This is a genomic window from Rhodanobacter sp. FW510-R10 (genome assembly GCF_058781105.1).
Genome location: NZ_JBYSWL010000001.1, coordinates 18,397 through 33,685, shown reverse-complemented (window position 1 = coordinate 33,685; position 15,289 = coordinate 18,397). Strand labels below are relative to the sequence as shown.

17 protein-coding genes are annotated in these 15,289 nt (G+C 67.6%); 5 read left to right on the top strand and 12 right to left on the bottom strand.

Going from position 1 to position 15,289, the window contains the following annotated elements; all coding sequences use genetic code 11:
- The first annotated feature begins 282 nt into the window (after nucleotides 1-282).
- Nucleotides 283-552 carry a YlcI/YnfO family protein gene (locus AC3WJB_RS00175; RefSeq protein ID WP_492677504.1) on the top strand — a complete coding sequence of 90 codons (270 nt, stop codon included), beginning with the start codon at nucleotides 283-285 and terminating at the stop codon, nucleotides 550-552.
- Complete coding sequence (locus AC3WJB_RS00170; RefSeq protein WP_492677502.1) at nucleotides 549-848, top strand: type II toxin-antitoxin system RelE/ParE family toxin; 300 nt, start codon at nucleotides 549-551, stop codon at nucleotides 846-848. The genes AC3WJB_RS00175 and AC3WJB_RS00170 overlap by 4 nt, the downstream gene beginning before the upstream one ends.
- A 161-nt stretch (nucleotides 849-1,009) precedes the next feature.
- On the opposite strand, the gene AC3WJB_RS00165 is transcribed toward AC3WJB_RS00170, so the two are convergent.
- Nucleotides 1,010-1,447, bottom strand: a complete 438-nt coding sequence (locus tag AC3WJB_RS00165; protein WP_492677500.1) for a putative toxin-antitoxin system toxin component, PIN family — start codon at nucleotides 1,445-1,447, stop codon at nucleotides 1,010-1,012.
- Nucleotides 1,444-1,761, bottom strand: coding sequence for a hypothetical protein (locus tag AC3WJB_RS00160; RefSeq protein WP_492677498.1), 318 nt, complete (start codon nucleotides 1,759-1,761; stop codon nucleotides 1,444-1,446). The genes AC3WJB_RS00165 and AC3WJB_RS00160 overlap by 4 nt, the downstream gene beginning before the upstream one ends.
- A 299-nt stretch (nucleotides 1,762-2,060) precedes the next feature.
- On the opposite strand from AC3WJB_RS00160, the gene ligB reads away from it, so the two are divergent.
- Entirely contained in the window at nucleotides 2,061-3,749 is a 1,689-nt protein-coding gene (ligB, locus tag AC3WJB_RS00155) for an NAD-dependent DNA ligase LigB (protein WP_492677496.1), read from the top strand.
- A 54-nt stretch (nucleotides 3,750-3,803) separates the two neighbouring features.
- Nucleotides 3,804-4,493, top strand: a complete 690-nt coding sequence (gene tsaB / locus AC3WJB_RS00150) for a tRNA (adenosine(37)-N6)-threonylcarbamoyltransferase complex dimerization subunit type 1 TsaB (RefSeq protein WP_492677494.1) — start codon at nucleotides 3,804-3,806, stop codon at nucleotides 4,491-4,493.
- A gap of 84 nt (nucleotides 4,494-4,577) precedes the next feature.
- On the opposite strand, the gene AC3WJB_RS00145 is transcribed toward tsaB, so the two are convergent.
- Nucleotides 4,578-5,615 (bottom strand): YeiH family protein, encoded by a 1,038-nt coding sequence (locus AC3WJB_RS00145; protein WP_492677492.1) that lies wholly within the window; start codon nucleotides 5,613-5,615, stop codon nucleotides 4,578-4,580.
- An 87-nt stretch (nucleotides 5,616-5,702) separates the two neighbouring features.
- On the opposite strand from AC3WJB_RS00145, the gene AC3WJB_RS00140 reads away from it, so the two are divergent.
- Nucleotides 5,703-6,584, top strand: coding sequence for a LysR family transcriptional regulator (locus tag AC3WJB_RS00140; protein WP_492677490.1), 882 nt, complete (start codon nucleotides 5,703-5,705; stop codon nucleotides 6,582-6,584).
- Here AC3WJB_RS00140 and ptsP read toward each other — a convergent pair.
- From ptsP to lptA, 9 genes are all read right to left on the bottom strand, one after another.
- Nucleotides 6,581-8,338: a phosphoenolpyruvate--protein phosphotransferase gene (gene ptsP, locus AC3WJB_RS00135; RefSeq protein WP_492677488.1), complete on the bottom strand. Its 1,758-nt coding sequence runs from the start codon at nucleotides 8,336-8,338 to the stop codon at nucleotides 6,581-6,583. The two genes, AC3WJB_RS00140 and ptsP, sit on opposite strands and share 4 nt — an antisense overlap.
- Nucleotides 8,339-9,115: 777 nt before the next feature.
- Complete coding sequence (locus AC3WJB_RS00130) at nucleotides 9,116-9,385, bottom strand: HPr family phosphocarrier protein (RefSeq protein ID WP_492677486.1); 270 nt, start codon at nucleotides 9,383-9,385, stop codon at nucleotides 9,116-9,118.
- Complete coding sequence (locus AC3WJB_RS00125; protein ID WP_492677484.1) at nucleotides 9,378-9,770, bottom strand: PTS sugar transporter subunit IIA; 393 nt, start codon at nucleotides 9,768-9,770, stop codon at nucleotides 9,378-9,380. The genes AC3WJB_RS00130 and AC3WJB_RS00125 overlap by 8 nt, the downstream gene beginning before the upstream one ends.
- Before the next feature lie 49 nt (nucleotides 9,771-9,819).
- Complete coding sequence (gene rapZ / locus AC3WJB_RS00120) at nucleotides 9,820-10,725, bottom strand: RNase adapter RapZ (protein WP_492677482.1); 906 nt, start codon at nucleotides 10,723-10,725, stop codon at nucleotides 9,820-9,822.
- Between the two features lie 5 nt (nucleotides 10,726-10,730).
- A complete protein-coding gene (hprK, locus tag AC3WJB_RS00115) occupies nucleotides 10,731-11,687 on the bottom strand; it encodes an HPr(Ser) kinase/phosphatase (protein WP_492677480.1) in 957 nt (318 codons plus the stop codon).
- A 217-nt stretch (nucleotides 11,688-11,904) separates the two neighbouring features.
- A complete protein-coding gene (gene hpf / locus AC3WJB_RS00110) occupies nucleotides 11,905-12,228 on the bottom strand; it encodes a ribosome hibernation-promoting factor, HPF/YfiA family (RefSeq protein WP_492677478.1) in 324 nt (107 codons plus the stop codon).
- A gap of 148 nt (nucleotides 12,229-12,376) precedes the next feature.
- The gene (locus AC3WJB_RS00105) at nucleotides 12,377-13,858 is read right to left on the bottom strand and encodes an RNA polymerase factor sigma-54 (RefSeq protein WP_492677476.1); all 1,482 of its coding nucleotides are present in this window, start codon (nucleotides 13,856-13,858) and stop codon (nucleotides 12,377-12,379) included.
- 152 nt (nucleotides 13,859-14,010) lie between these two features.
- A complete protein-coding gene (gene lptB / locus AC3WJB_RS00100) occupies nucleotides 14,011-14,730 on the bottom strand; it encodes an LPS export ABC transporter ATP-binding protein (RefSeq protein ID WP_492677474.1) in 720 nt (239 codons plus the stop codon).
- 4 nt (nucleotides 14,731-14,734) lie between these two features.
- Nucleotides 14,735-15,280, bottom strand: coding sequence for a lipopolysaccharide transport periplasmic protein LptA (lptA, locus tag AC3WJB_RS00095; protein WP_492683010.1), 546 nt, complete (start codon nucleotides 15,278-15,280; stop codon nucleotides 14,735-14,737).
- Between the last annotated feature and the right edge of the window lie 9 nt (nucleotides 15,281-15,289).

Below are 15,289 nucleotides of genomic sequence, written 5' to 3'. Positions count from 1 at the left end.
TCGCCGCCCTGACCCGGGTGACCCGCTGGTGGTGCAAGCCCATTCGCGGGCGACATACTCCGGTGCTTTGCGCGATTCATCTGCAACGGCTGGCCATGGCTACCTGTCCCGGAAAGGTGCGCTGGGACAAGCGCGACCAGTTTTTTCGCCGGCGTGCGCCTGGTCGAGTTTGATGAGTCGCAAGGGTGCTTTCCATTCCAGCGAGACTGGATGGGCCGCATTGGTGGGCTTGCCCGGTCATGCTACAGTGTGCATCGCAAATGCGATACATGAAGTTCCGCCATGAAGACCGCCACCCTGCCGTCACTGCGCGTTGAACCCGAACTGCGCAAGGCCGCCGAAGACGTGCTGCGCGAAGGCGAGAGCCTGTCCAGCTTCATGGAGCAATCCCTGCGCGACGAGGTGAACCGTCGCCGGATGCAGGCCGAGTTCATCGCCCGCGGGCTGGCGGCGCGGAAAGAAGCCAAACGCACGGGCGTGTACTACACCGTCGAAGAGTCGATGGCGGGGCTGGACGCCATCCTTGCCCGGCACAAGCCCCGCAAGTCGTGAGCCACCGCGTTCGGATCAGCAAGGCCGCGCAGGAAGATCTGGAGCGGTTGCTGGACTTTCTTGCGCCGGTGGATTACGCCGCAGCGCTGCGTGCGCGCGTGGCAATCAAACGGGGCTACCGTTTTCTTGCGGAGATGCCATTTGCCTGCCGCAAGGTGGACGTTGCCAATCCCTTGTTGCGCGAGTTGCTGATCCCATTCGGCAACGCCGGCTACGTCGCCCTGTTCGAGATCGAAGATGACACCACCCTCACCATCCTCGCCGTACGCCATCAGCGCGAAGACGACTATCACTGACCGGCGGGTGCAACCCATATCCAACGTTCGCAGAACCATCGTGATGCGGCCTGCGCAACTTCCCCGGCATCTGGAGCCGCCGCACTGCTGAAGCTCCGTCATCCCGCGCAAGTGCACTGCCGTGCGGAATAAGCGCATGGCCGGCAGTTTGCAAGCAGCCTTCATGACGACAGCCGCTCGATTGCCTGGGCGGGCGTGATGATGGCCAAGCCGCGCACTGGGGCAAGCACCAGCAGATCGGCGTCGCCGGTGACCAGCACTGCAGCTTTCGCGGCCAGCGCGAGTTGCAGGAACGACAGGTCCTGTGCATCGCGGCAGGTGGGTGTCCGGGGCGGCGGGTCGGGGACACGGAAGGTTTCCGCCCACGGCAGGTAGTCGGCAAGCAGCTCATGCTGCTCTTCGGGCAGCAGCTTGAACTTGGGGTAGGCGAGCACCCGGATCAATTCAGCCACGGTCGGGTGGCTGGCCAGTGGCATGAAGCGCCGCGCTTGCCATGCAAGCCGCAGTCGTCCACTGACGCCGCCGGGGCGTATCAGCGCCGACAGCACGACGTTGGTGTCGAGAACCCAGTGCAGCGTGCCGCGAACAGGCAGATTCACGGCTTGCGTTGCTTCGCGAGCCTGCGCTTGCGCGCAGGTTCCGCGGCGTATCCGGCTTTGGGTTCGGCGATGCGTGCAGCCTTGTTCGCCGATCCAGTCCCGCGCGCCCACGCCACTGCCGCGGCGAGGTCGGCCTCGCCGAGATCGAGTTTCGCCAGCTTGGCACGCACGGCGTCGGCGCGCTGGATGCGGACGGGCGTCAGCACGAGCTGGCCAGCACGCGCCTCCACTTCAAAATACTCGGGGCTGCCGGCAGCCTCGACGGCGGCCTTGGGCAGCGTCAACTGGTTCTTGCTGGTGAGCTTGGCGAGCATGCTGTAGGCCGCAAGTAAGATATCCTTACTCTATGGTCGTTGGCCGCCAGATGCAAGTCGGGACTGGGAGCGTGTCCGGTAGAAGCCGTCTGGGCTGTGAATCCCACGCCCGAACCCCTCTACCACGTTCCTAATCGAAAACCACAAGGTCGGAGACACTTCACGGGCTGATCCGTCTCTGCTCTTTTGTGCTTTGCCGCTTGGGCGGCCATGGCCTACAAGCGCCGTGGGGCCCGGCGACTGTCTGCGCATGGGGTCGCGCATTACCTTGCCGGCAATCGGTATTGGTGGAGCGCGCGATGTGGCGACGATGGCTGGCTTGGATGGGTATCGGCGGACTGTGCGTCGGCACCGCGTACGCACAGGATTGCCCGCGCTGGTCGTCGACGCGGGCGCGAGAGGAAATGACCGCGCTGGCGGCACGCGTCGATGCCTGGAACCACGCCTACCGCGTCGACGGCCGATCGTCGGTGGACGATGCGGTCTACGACCAGGCCCTGCGCCGGCTTGGCGAGTGGCGTAGCTGCTTTCCGGCACAGGCGCCGGACATGCCGTCCCAGCTCGCCGATGCCGGTGGTGCGACGCTGGCGCCGGTCGTGCAGACCGGCCTGGAGAAGCTCGCCGATGCGGCCGCACTCGATGCGTGGCTGCGCGCCCGCGCCACTGGCGATCTGTGGGTCCAGCCCAAGGTCGATGGCGTGGCCGTGACGCTGTTGTACGTGGATGGCCAACTGCGCCAGGCAACCAGTCGCGGCGACGGCGTCCATGGCAGCGACTGGACGGCCAAGGCCACGCGCATCGAGGCCATTCCACGACGCCTGCCGCACGCACTGCGACGCGTGGTCTTGCAAGGCGAGTTGTACTGGCGCGTGCCCGGGCATGTGCAGGCGCGGGACGGCGGCGCCCACGCGCGCTCCGCGGTGGCTGGTGCCCTGGCGCGGACCACCCTGGATGCGGCCACCGCGCGTCGCGTCGGCCTGTTCGTATGGGATTGGCCTGATGGGCCTCCCGGGATGGCGCAGCGCCTGGCCGGCTTGCGCGCCATGGGACTGGAAGGCAGCGTGGCCTGGACGCAGCGCGTGGCGACGCTGGCCGACGTGCAGCGCTGGCGCGAACGCTGGTACCGCCAGGCGCTGCCATTTGCCGCCGACGGGACGGTCGTGCGCCAGGGGCGCCGCCCGCCGGCGTCCACCTGGCAGGCGCGTCCGCCGACGTGGGCGGTGGCCTGGAAGTATCCAGCCGCGCAAGCGCTGGTCGAGGTGCGCGCGGTGACATTCAACGTGGGCCGCAGCGGTCGCATCACGCCTGTGCTGGAGTTGGTGCCGGTGCGACTGGGGGACCATCGCGTGCAGCGCGTCAGCGTCGGTTCGCTGCAGCGCTGGCAGCAAATGGATATTCGCCCTGGCGACCATGTGGAAGTCGCCCTCGCCGGGCTGACCATTCCGCGCCTGCAGTCAGTCGCATGGCATGCGCGCGAGCGCATGGCGGTGGCGGTGCCCGATCCGCGCACGCACGACGCATGGAGTTGTTGGCAGCACACGCGAGGTTGCGAACGACAGTTCCTCGCACGGCTGCTGTGGCTCGGCGGTGCGCAGGGTTTGCAGCTCGATGGCGTGGGCCGGGGCGCATGGCAGGCGCTGGTCGATGGCGGTGTGATGCATGATCTGCTGGACTGGATCGAGTTGACGCCGGCGCAACTGATGGCCGTCCCCCAACTCACGCCGGCCCAGGCGCAGGCCCTGCATCACGCGTTCGCCAGCGCGCAGCGGAAGCCGTTCGCGCGGTGGCTGCGTGCGTTGGGCGCGCCCGCGGTGGGCGTGCGCGACGGGGAGGACTGGCGCGCGTTGAGCTCACGCGATGTGGGAGCGTGGAAGCGCGTGGATGGCGTTGATGCGACCAAGGCCCGGCGGCTGGTGCAGTTCTTCGCCCAGCCCGCGGTGCGAGCACACGCCGCGCGCCTGCATGCCGCTGGCGTGCCGGGCTTTTAGCTTTACCGCCCGGTGCCCGCGCATCCGGGCCGTCAGCCGCTATCATGGGCAGTCATGAATCTACTTGCGATCGAAACCACGACTGAAGCCTGTTCTGTAGCGCTGGTCCACGGCGACGAGCTCCTGGCGCGCAGCGAGCTGGCGCCGCGGCGCCACACCGAGCTGGCCTTGCCGATGGCCGACGCGCTGCTCGCCGAGGCTGGCCTGGCGCGTACGTCGCTGGATGCGATCGCGGTGGGGCGCGGTCCCGGCGCCTTCACCGGGGTGCGCATCGGCGTGGCGCTGGCGCAAGGCATGGCGCTGGCGCTGGACCTGCCGGTGGTGGCGGTATCGTCGCTGGCGGCGCTGGCCCTCGAGGCCGAAGTCGACGATGCGGCGATCCTGGCCGTGATCGACGCGCGCATGGGTGAAATCTATGCCGGCGCGTACCGGCGCGATGCCGAGGGCGGACTGGTCGAGCTGATGCCCGAGGCCGTGCTCGAACCGGGGCGGTTGCAGTTGCCGGAAGCGCCGGCGTGGCGCGTGGTCGGCAGCGGCTGGGCCACCTATGCCGACGTGTTGCGGCCCTTGCTGGGCGATCGCTTGCGCCAGGCCGATGGCGCGCGCTATCCGCAGGCGGCGCGCGTGGCCGAGTTGGCGCTGCACGAATACCAGGCGGGCCGCGCCGTGGCGCCGGAGCTTGCCTTGCCGGTCTACCTGCGCGACAAGGTGGCCTTGACCCTGGCCGAGCAGCACGCGCACTGAAGCAAGGGCGTGCCCTCACCCCGGCCCTCTCCCCCAACGATGAAGCCGTCGGGAAGAGGGAGTCTACTGTGGCCGTCTGGACGGCTACAGCTGATGGCCCAGCCATTGCACGGCGAGGCTGCTGAGGGCCACCGCGACCCATGTGCCGAGGCCGAGCAGGATGGGCCGCATGCCGCTGGACACCATGCGGCGGATGTCGGCGGACAAGCCCACCGCCGTCAGCGCCACGATGATCAGGAACTCGGCGCCGGCGTGCAACATGGGCTGCATCGCAGCTGGAATCAGCCCGGTCGTGCGGATCGCCGAAGCGACGATGAACCAGAGGATGAACCATGGGAAAATCCTGGCCAGGCTGAAGGTGCTCCCGCTGGCCTGGGAGGTACGGCGCTCGCGCGCGGCGACGACCACGACCAGCACGAGGCATACCGGGATGATCAGCGTCGCCCGCGTCAGCTTGACGATCGTGGCGAAGTCCCCGGCGGCCTTGCTGTAGCTGTAGCCGGCAGCCACCACCGACGAGGTGTCGTTGATGGCCGTGCCGGCCCACAGGCCAAAGCCCAGGTCACTCATCTGCAGCAGGTGGCCGAGCAGCGGAAACAGCAACACCGCAATCACGTTGAACAGGAAGATCGTGGAGATCGCAAACGCGGTGTCGTGGTCGTCGGCGCGAATGATGGGCGTGGCGGCGGCAATCGCCGAGCCACCGCAAATGGCCGTACCTACGCCGATCAGGACCGCGAGCTTGCCGCGCACGTGCAGCCAGCGCCCCAGCAGCCAGGCGGCAAGGAACGCCACGCTCATGGTGACCAGGGTCACCGCCAGCGACTGGAAGCCGGTCTTCGCCACCTGGTCCAGGCTCAGGCCGAAGCCAAGCGCGATGATCGACCATTGCAGGACCTTCTTGCCGGTAAACGCGATGCCAGGAGCGCAGCTGGCGGGCAGGGCAAGCGTGTTGCGCACCACGATGCCGAGCACGATGCCAATCACCGGTCCGCCAATCAGCGGGGCGGCTTTTCCCAGGACCAGCGCCAGCACGCCGATGGCGGTGGCCAGCACGAGTCCCGGGGCAAGCATCCGGCCCGAGGTCTGCTGCACGGAGGTCGCGAGCGTAGGCGAAGCCATGTGTGGGTCCGGCAAAAGCAGGCATTGTGCGCAGCCCGTGGAATAAATAAAAGTTTCAATTAATTATTGGACATATAATTATCGCTGATGAACAGGATCAGCCCGCGCCAGCTCGAAGTCTTTGTCGAAGTGGCCTTGCACGGCAGCGTGCGGCGCGCGGCGGACAACCTTCATCTCAGCCAGCCGGCGGCGAGCATGGCGCTGGCACAGATGGAGCGCCAACTGGGAAGCCCGGTCTTTACCCGCGAGCGTGGCCGCTTGAGCTTGAACGCGCGCGGCCGCGAGCTCCTGCCGCTGGCCCGCGAGCTGCTGGACCGGCATGCCGAATTTGGCCGGCGCGCAGCGCAGGGCAGCCAGGCGCTGGGCGGGGAGCTGCACATTGGCACCAGCAATACCGTGGGCAATTATCGCGTGGGCGAGCTGCTCGGAACTTTCGTGCGCGCGCATCCGCAGGTGGCCGTCCGCCTGCAGGTGGCAAACACCGAGCGCATTGCTGCTGCCGTGCTCGAGCACGCCCTGGACGTCGGTTGCGTCGAGGGCCCGGTGGCGGATCCGTTATTGGAAGTGCGGCCCTGGCGCGATGATGAGCTGGTGGTCTGCGTGGCACCGGACCATCCGCTGGCCCACAGGCGCCGTCTCGCCGCTGCCGATTTTGCCGGCGCGCGCTGGGTGCTGCGCGAGCGTGGCTCGGCCACGCGGGCGATCAGCGAACGGGCGCTGTCCCGGCTGCCCCCGGGCCAGACGGTGTTGGAGCTGGACCAGATCGAGGCGATCAAACAAGTCGTGGTGGCTGGGCTTGGCATCGCCTGCCTGCCCAGGATCGCGGTCGAGGACGCGCTCGCCGCCGGCCGCCTGCGGGCCCTGAAGACGCCGTTCCTCGACCTGCGCCGGCAGTTGGCGCTGCTGCTGCATCGGCAGAAATACCGCGGCGAACTGCTCGACACCTTCCTGCGCAGCCTTGGCGTCTAATCGACGGGTGGCGGTGGCAACGCCTCGGTGGTGATCGCGTCCAGCAATTGCGCCACCGTCTCGTGCGTGGGTGCGCGCAGCAATTGCCCGGCATGGCGGCGCAGGCGCGCCTGGTCCAGCTTGGCCATGCGGTCGCGCACCTGCAGGATCTGCGCCGGGTGCATGCTGAACTCCTCCAGCCCGAGCGCGAGCAGCAGGGCGGTGAAGTCGACGTCGCCGGCAATCTCGCCGCACAGGCTCACCGGCTTGCGCGCGCGCCGCGCGCAGCTGATGACATGCGCGACCAGGCGCAGCAAGGCCGGCTGCAGCGGGTTGTAGATATCGTCCAGGGCATCGTTGTTGCGGTCGGCGGCCAGCACGTATTGGGCCAGGTCATTGGTGCCGATGGCCAGGAAATCGGCGTGTTCCAGCAGCGCGCGCACGTTGATGGCCGCGGCCGGCACCTCGATCATGGCGCCCAGCGGCATGCGTTCGGGAAGGTCGACATTTTCCTGGCGCAGTTCCTCGCGCGCCAGGTTGAACAACGCGCGGACCGCCAGCAGTTCGTCGGGCTGGGTCACCATCGGCACCAGCACGCGTACCGGGCCGTAGCAGCCGGCGCGCAGGATGGCGCGGATCTGGGTGGAAAACACCGCCGGGTAATGCAGCGACAGGCGCACGCCGCGCAACCCAAGCGCCGGGTTGTCCTCGCCGCGCATGGCCAGGCCTGCCGCGTCCGCCTTGTCCGCGCCCAGGTCGAGGGTGCGGATGGTGACCGGCGCGCCGCCCATGCCCAGCACCAGGTCACGGTAGGCGTTGAATTGCTCGTCTTCCGCTGGCGGCCGCTTGTGCTTGAGGAACAGGAACTCGGTGCGGTGCAGGCCGATGCCGTCGCTGCCGCGGGCGCGTGCCATGGCGATGTCGGCTGGGGATTCGGCGTTGGCCAGCAGGCGGATGCTGACGCCATCGCGGGTGCGCGTGGCCTGGTTGGCGAGCCTGGCCAGGCGCCGGCCTTCGGCGGCCAGCCCACGCTGCCAGCTGCGGTAGCGGGTCAGATCCTGCGCCGCCGGGTGGATCACGGCCTCGCCGCGTTCGGCGTCGAGCATGATCAGGTCGTCGTCGTGGATCGACGACAGCGCGTCGCGGGCGCCGACCAGCATCGGCAGCCCCAGGCTGCGCGCCAGGATGGCGCTGTGCGAATAGGCGCTGCCCGCGTTCGCCACCACGCCGAGCAGGCCGCTGCCAGCCAGTTGCGCCATGTCGGCCGGGGCAATGGAATCGGCGACCAGGACCTCGCCGACGCGGGCAGCCAGCTTGCGTTCCTCCGGGCTGGTTTGGCGTTGCAGGGCGGCAATGACGCGATTGATGACCTGCTCGACGTCCTCTTTGCGGCTGCGCAAATAGGGATCGTCCATGGCGGCAAAGGCAGCCGACAAGCGCTCGCGCTGCTTCTTCAGCGCCGCACCGGGGCGATAGCGACCGACCCGCACCATGTCTTCCAGGCCGCGCAGCAGCTCGGCGTCGTCCAGCAGCAGGCTGTGCGCGTCGATGAATTCGTTGACCTCGCGGGCGAGCGTGCCGGTGAGCTTTTCGCGCAGTTCGCGCAGTTCCTGGCGCGCGGTTTCCAGGGCGCGTTCCAGCATGCGCCACTCGGCTTCGATCTCGTCCTCGGCCAGCGGCCGGGTGTCCACGGCGTAGCGGCTGGGTTGCGCGAGCCGCGCGCGCCCAAGCGCCATGCCGCGGGCGGCCACCGTCCCGCTGAGCACCTGCCTCATGGCGCCCCCCATCCGACGCGGCTCGCTTCACCGCGTTCGCCGCCGCTCTCTTGAATCAAGAGCGTTTCGTGCGCCTTCGGCGCGCGAGTTACTTCTCTTTTGCTTGTCCAAAAGAGAAGTAACCAAGAGAAAACGACACCCCGCTTGGCGCTTGCCGCCCATCCCTGGGCGGCAAGTCCGTGAGCCGGAGCCGGGCTTTTCGGCGGCACGTCCATGTACCGTCGAAAAGGCATCGGCTTCCTGCCGATGCCCGCTACGCGGCCTGATCGTCTCCGACTCACCGCCGTGCAGGGGACCCCGAAGAGCGGGCGGGCCCTTCCTGGCCCGCACTCGGTGCGGCGGCTCCGCCGCCGCGAGAGCAAGAAAAGCGAGAAGTGCCGGAGAAACGGGAAGCCGCAGGCTGGCCGGTTGTTCGAGGAGTGCGCGCAAGAGCGCGCCCGCTGTTCGGGGTCCCCTGTGCGGCGGTGAGGGTCGGACGACAAGGCCCGAAGGGGGCTCGACAAGGATGTCGAGCCTTTTTCGACCGGACAGGAGTCCGGCCGAAAAACCCGGCCGGCCCTCACGGACTTTCCGGGCAGGAAGCCCGGAAAGTGCCAAGCGGGGTGGCCTTTCTCTTGGGTTACTTTCTCTTTGGCCACACAAAGAGAAAGTGACTCGGGCACCGAAGGTGCACGAAAGCTCTTGATCGACCACCAAGGTAGAACTCGAACGACGAGAGCATCGCCCACGAGCGGGATCCTGCGAAAGAAAGGGGTGGGGGGCGGGAGGCGAAGCATGTCAGGCACCCTCGTCGAAATTGCGGGTGAACAGCGCGAGCACCGCTTCCATCGCCTGGGCCTCGTCCGGGCCGTCGGCGCGCACGGTCAGCGTCGTGCCTGGCCCGGCCGCCAACAACATCACGCCCATGATGCTTTGCGCATTGACCTCGCGGCTGTCCCCGATCAGCCACACCGTCGAATTGAAGCCGTGTACCAGTTGCACGAGTTTGGCCGATGCGCGCGCGTGCAGGCCAAGCCGGTTGCTGACGGTGATTTGCTGCTCAAGCATGGTCGATCAGGATACCTCCGCGGCCACCGCTGGCGGCGATGTTGGCCAGCTCGTCCAGCGACTTTTCCGCATAGTTCAGTACCCGCAGCAGCATGGGCAGGTTGAGCCCCGACACGCAGCGCAGGTGCACGCCAAGGTCGGCCAGGGATAGGCCGATGTTGCATGGCGTGGCGCCGTACAGGTCGGCCAGCACGAGCACGCCGTCGCCATGGTCGAGCTCGCGCGCGTGCTGGGCGGTGGCGTGGCGCATCACCTCGGGGTCGGCGCCAGGGGCAATCTCCACCGCTTCCACGCGCAATGGCAGGTGCGGCATGACGTGGCGGGCCGCGCCGATCAGCGCCTTGCCCACCGCTTCATGGGTCATGAGCAGCACGCCTACGCTCAAGCCGGCGCACCCGCATCGAGGCCTGCAACTGGTTCACGCCGCATGCGCCCTACTCCAGTTCGCGATGGAAGGTCAGCACGCCTTCGCGCTGGCCACGATAGTGCGCGGCAAGCTTTTCCACCAGATACACCGAGCGGTGCCGACCGCCGGTGCAGCCAATGGCGACGGTCAGGTAGCTGCGGTCGTCCATTTCGAAACGCGGCAGCCATGCGTCGAGCCAGCGCCGTATGTCATCGAAGAATTCCTGCACCAGCGGCTCGCCTTCGAGGTACTCGCGCACCGGCGAGTCTTTGCCCGAGAGTGGGCGCAGCGCCGCTTGCCAATGCGGGTTGGGCAGGCAGCGCGCGTCGAACACGAAATCCGCGTCGGGCGGCAGGCCGCGGCGGAACGCGAAGGACTGGAACATCAAGGTCACGCCCTTGGTGACCTGGGCGTAGCCGGTCGCCACCAGGCGGCGCAGCTGGTGCACGTTGAGCTCGCTGGAGTCGATCACGGTATCGGCGATCGCCATCAGCGGTCGCAGCAACTTGCGCTCGACGGCAATGGCGTCGCCGAGCGACAGGCCGCGCGCGGCCAGGGGATGGCGCCGGCGCGTCTCGGAAAAGCGCTTGATCAGGATCGCGTCGCTGCAGTCGATGAAGATCAGGTGCAGCTTGACGCCGGCGGCAGCAAGAGCCGACAGCACGCTGGGTATTTGCGCCAGGTCGGTGCCGCGGGTGCGCACGTCCATGCCCACGGCGATGCGGCGATGCGCGTCGGCGCCGCCTTGCGCCACGGCGCCGACCAGCTGGGAGAGCAGGGCCGAAGGCAGGTTGTCGACGCAGAAGAACCCGAGGTCCTCCAACGTACGCAGGGCCACCGTCTTGCCGCCGCCGGACATGCCGGTGAGCACCACCAGGTGGGTTTCGTCGGCTCCCGCTGGCGTGAGGCGTGCATTGGGTTCGGTGCTGGACATGGGCGTCACCACGGTGGCAGCCGGCGCAGGTGGCGCGCCTGGCGGTCGATGAAGGATTGCGCCGGGTCGATGCCCTGGCTTTTCAAGGCATGGTTGCGCACGGCCGCCTCGACCAGCACCGCGAGGTTGCGGCCAGAGGCGACCGGGACGGTGATCAGCGGGATGGCGACGTCCAGGATCTCGCGCTGGCCGACGTCGCCGGTGAAGCGGGTCATGGCATCGGCGTCGTCCTCGTCGCCCTCCCGCAGCGGTTTCAGGTGGATGATGAGGCGCAGGTATTTGGACGCCTTGACCGACATGTGGCCGAACATCTGGCGGATGTTGAGCACGCCCAGGCCGCGCACTTCCAGCAGGTCCTGCAGCAGCTCGGGGCAGGCACCGTCGATGAGGTCGGGGGCGATCAGGGTGAATTCGGTGGCGTCGTCGGCGACCAGGCGATGGCCGCGGGTGATCAGTTCCAGCGCCAGTTCGCTCTTGCCCGAGCCGGCTTCGCCGGTGATCAGCACGCCGATGGAAAACACTTCCAGGAACACGCCGTGCAGCGTGGTCTTGGCTGCGAGCTGGCGCGCCAGGTGGTACTGCAGATAGGTCAGCAGCTCGTGGCCGCGCTTTTCGCTCGACCACAGCGGCGTGTCGGTCTCGTCGGCCACGTCGCGCAGGTCCGAGGGAATCGGCTGGTCCTTGGTGATGACCAGGGCCACTGGCTGGTGGGCGACGATCTTGTGCAGCACTTCCCAGCGTTGCCGCGAATCCAGTCCATCCAGGAAGCTCAATTCTTCCGAGCCGATGATCTGGATGTTGTTCGGGTAGATGACGTTGAGGTAACCAATCAACGATGGGCGCCGCTTGCGCGCCACGCCTGGCTCCAGGACCCGGGTTTCGCCGCGCATGCCGGATACCCAACGCAGCGCCATGCGTTCATGGGCGCTGTCAAACAGCTGTCGCGCGCTGATCCGATCCAAACCGGGGTCCTCATGCTGCGCGGTTCGCAGCGTTCCGCGCCGGACCTATTGTGCCAGCTTGCGGTCAGGCACGCCGCCGGGCCGGTCGGTGCCTGCAGACGCGGGCGCTGGAAAGGGTATGGGCGGCGCCCGCGGACAAGCCCGGATCAATCTTTGTGGGAACCCGCCAGCGGGCTCCCACGTTTCCACGCGTGTTTCAGGGAGCCCGCACGTCGGCTCAGCCGTATTCGCGTTCCTGCCGGGCTTCCCGCTGCCGCTTGTCGGCAACCTTGTCCCGGTATTTGCGCAGCTGCGCCGCAAGCTTGTCGAACAGCACGTCGATCGAAGCGTACATGTCGGCCTCCATTGCCGTGGCGTGCACCACCGTGCCAGTGGTGGTAAGCGTGCCGTCAGCGCGTTGGCGACCGCTGTCCATGGTCAGTACGATGGCGAGGCTGAGCAATTTGTCGTCGAGCCGGAGCAGGCGGTCGAGCTTGCTCGTCGCATGCTCACGCAAGGCCGGGGTTACTTCGATCTGCTGGCCGCTAAGCTGGAATTGCATGGAGGCGCCTCCTTTGGTGCTGCACTGCCGCATTGCGCGGCGGGTCTGCAGGCATCGATCAGGTCCATGCCTGCCGTGGTGTCAGCGTACGGTTCTGATCATGAGAACCCCGACAGCGGTGTCAAGTTCCCCGTAAGGGTGGCGGTGCTCAGCGGGCCCGCTGGCGTTCGCTGGAACTGGGGATGCGCAGGCCCTCCCGGTATTTGGCCACGGTGCGGCGTGCCACCTGGATGCCGCGCTTGTGCAGGGTCTTGGACAGGCTCTGGTCGGACAAGGGTTTGCGCGGGTCCTCGGCATCGATGAGCTTGCGCAGCATGGCCTGGATCGCGGTGGCCGAGGCGTTGCCGCCGTCTTCGGTGGAGACTCCGCTGGAGAAGAAGTACTTGAGCTCAAACGTGCCGCGCGGCGTGTGCAGGTATTTGCGCGTGGTGACCCGCGAGATGGTCGATTCGTGCATGCCGACTTCCTCGGCGACCTCGCGCAACACCAGCGGATGCATGGCCTCCGGGCCGTAGTCGAGGAAGGCACTCTGCCGGCGCACGATCGCACTGGCGACCTTGAGCAGGGTCTCCGCGCGCGATTCCAGGCTCTTGATCAGCCAGCGGGCCTCCTGCAGCTGGCCGCGCATCCAACTGGCGTCCTGGCCCCGGGCCTTGGCGATCAGCCCGCAGTAATGCTGGTTCAGGCCAAGCCGGGGCTGGCAATCCGGATTCAGGCTGACCACCCAGCGCGTGCCCTGCTTGCAGGCATACGCATCCGGTGCGACGTATTCCACCGGCACGGCGTCGATGGCCGCACCGGGGCGCGGATTGAGGCTGCGGATCAACCGTGCCGCCGCGGCGGTGTCCTCCTCGCTGGCGTGCAGCTTGCGCGCCAGGCGCGCAATATCGTTGCGGGCCAGCAGCTCCAGTTCGCTGTCGACCAGGCGGATGGCCAGGTCGCGCTGCGGCGTGTCGGCGGCGAATTGCTCGAGCTGCACGCGCAGGCAATCCTGCAGGTCCAGGCTGCCGACGCCCAGCGGGTCGAAGCCCTGCAGGTGGCGGCGTACCGCCTCGATCTCGGCTACGCTGGCCTCGAATTGGGCCGGCAGTGCCGCGAGCACCGGTTCCAGGCCACCTTGCAGGTAGCCATCTGGATTCAGGGCGTCGATCAGCACCGTGGCAATGGCTTGCTGGCGGGCGTCGAACCCGGCCAGGTTGAGCTGCCAGAGCAGGTGCTGCTGCAGCGTTTCGGCCGCGGCGTTTTGCGGCTCGAAATCCTCGTCGGCGTAGTTCCCGCCGCTGGTCGCCACGCCGCCACCGGCAAAGTCGACCGGCATTTCGACCTCGCCGCCGCCATCGGCCCATTCACCGGTGTTGTCGGGTGCGTCGTCGACGTTGGCGCTGCTGGAATTGTCGGCTGCCGGGGTCGCCGCGTACAGCTCGCCGTCATGCTCGCGCTCCACCGCCTCGGCTTCGGACTCGGCATCCTCCTCGTCCTCACCGAGTTCGAGCATGGGGTTGCCTTCGACGATCTGGCGCAGCTCAGCCTCGAGTTCCAGCTGCGACAATTGCAACAGGCGGATTGCCTGTTGCAGTTGCGGCGTCAGGGCCAGCTGCTGATTGATACGAATTTGTATAGCGGGTTTCATGCCAACTTCGTTCCAGGGGCATGGGTAATCCTAACCCGTGCTTCCGGCAGCGGCTACCGGGCCGAATGCGGCCCTAAATGGTGTCAGGGACAATTACGCGGGGAAACGACGAACCACCGTTGCCCAGGGTGTAATTGTCCCTGACACCATTTTCAAAGATGGAATTCGTGGCCGAGGTAGACCTCGCGTACCCGGTCGTCGGCAAGGATGTCCTGCGGCGAGCCGCGTGCCAGCACCGTGCCTTCGTTCAGGATGTAGGCGTGGTCACAGATACCCAGCGTCTCCCGGACGTTGTGGTCGGTAATCAATACGCCGATGCCGCGGTCACGCAGGTGCAGCACGATGCGCTGGATTTCCCCCACCGAGATGGGGTCGACGCCGGCAAAGGGTTCGTCCAGCAGCATGTAGCGGGGACTGGCGGCAAGCGCACGGGCGATTTCCACCCGGCGTCGCTCGCCACCGGACAGGCTGATGCCCTTTTGGCCGGCAATGTGCTCGATCTTGAGCTCGGCAAGCAGGCTGGCCAGTTCCTCGCGCCGCTGCTTGTCGCCCAACCCGCGGCGCAGCTCGAGCACGGCCATGATGTTGTCGGCGACGCTGAGGCGGCGGAACACCGAGGGCTCCTGTGGCAGGTAGCCGATGCCCAGGCGCGCCCGCGTGTGCATCGGCAGCGCGGTGATGTCGCGGTCGTCCAGGGTGATGCTGCCGGCGTCGGCGGCGATCAGGCCCACGACCATGTAGAAGCAGGTGGTCTTGCCCGCGCCATTCGGTCCCAGCAGGCCGACCACCTCGCCCTCGTCGATGGCGAACGCGAAGTCGCGAACCACCTGGCGCGTGCGGTAGCTCTTTTGCAGGCCCTGGGCCGAGAGCATGGCGTCAGCCCCGGCCGCGACCGGCCGGGATACCGGCGGCCGCAGCCGGTGCGGCGCTGCCGGCCGCCGCCGGTGCGGGCGTGGCCGGCGGCTGCACCGAGCCGCTTGGCTTGGGCAGGAAGATCATGTGCACCATGCCGTCGCCCGCGCTGTCGCCGGTCATCTGGCTGGTCTGGGTGTTGTAGGTGAGCTTGTCGCCGCGCGCCGTGCCGCGGCCCTGCTGGCTCACCATGGCGTCGCCGGCGAGCACGGCGATGCCGCGCACGCTGTCGTAGTCGATGCTGGCGGCATGGCCTTGCATCAGGTTGCCGCTGTCGTCGAGCTGTTGGATACGTGCCGGCGCACCGGTGACCAGCACATGGCTGATCTGCGTGTTCGCATCCAGGAACACCTTGGCCTGGTCACCGGTGGCACGCAGCGTGCCCTGGGTGATGACGACGTTGCCGGCCAGGGTGCTGACGCTGTTGGGTTTCTGGTAGCCGTCAAAGTGCCGTGCCTGGACCTGCATCGGCTGGCTCCGGTCGCTTTGCCTGGCAAGTGCCGGCCACATCAGCAACGG

Excerpts from the sequence above, each read along its gene's own strand:
- AC3WJB_RS00175 (WP_492677504.1), top strand. The coding sequence starts at position 283 with ATGAAGACCGCCACCCTGCCGTCACTGCGCGTTGAACCCGAACTGCGC.
- AC3WJB_RS00160 (WP_492677498.1), bottom strand. The coding sequence starts at position 1,761 with ATGCTCGCCAAGCTCACCAGCAAGAACCAGTTGACGCTGCCCAAGGCC.
- ligB (WP_492677496.1), top strand. The coding sequence starts at position 2,061 with ATGTGGCGACGATGGCTGGCTTGGATGGGTATCGGCGGACTGTGCGTC.
- tsaB (WP_492677494.1), top strand. The coding sequence starts at position 3,804 with ATGAATCTACTTGCGATCGAAACCACGACTGAAGCCTGTTCTGTAGCG.
- AC3WJB_RS00145 (WP_492677492.1), bottom strand. The coding sequence starts at position 5,615 with ATGGCTTCGCCTACGCTCGCGACCTCCGTGCAGCAGACCTCGGGCCGG.
- AC3WJB_RS00140 (WP_492677490.1), top strand. The coding sequence starts at position 5,703 with ATGAACAGGATCAGCCCGCGCCAGCTCGAAGTCTTTGTCGAAGTGGCC.
- ptsP (WP_492677488.1), bottom strand. The coding sequence starts at position 8,338 with ATGAGGCAGGTGCTCAGCGGGACGGTGGCCGCCCGCGGCATGGCGCTT.
- AC3WJB_RS00130 (WP_492677486.1), bottom strand. The coding sequence starts at position 9,385 with ATGCTTGAGCAGCAAATCACCGTCAGCAACCGGCTTGGCCTGCACGCG.
- rapZ (WP_492677482.1), bottom strand. The coding sequence starts at position 10,725 with ATGTCCAGCACCGAACCCAATGCACGCCTCACGCCAGCGGGAGCCGAC.
- hpf (WP_492677478.1), bottom strand. The coding sequence starts at position 12,228 with ATGCAATTCCAGCTTAGCGGCCAGCAGATCGAAGTAACCCCGGCCTTG.
- AC3WJB_RS00105 (WP_492677476.1), bottom strand. The coding sequence starts at position 13,858 with ATGAAACCCGCTATACAAATTCGTATCAATCAGCAGCTGGCCCTGACG.
- lptB (WP_492677474.1), bottom strand. The coding sequence starts at position 14,730 with ATGCTCTCGGCCCAGGGCCTGCAAAAGAGCTACCGCACGCGCCAGGTG.
- lptA (WP_492683010.1), bottom strand. The coding sequence starts at position 15,280 with ATGTGGCCGGCACTTGCCAGGCAAAGCGACCGGAGCCAGCCGATGCAG.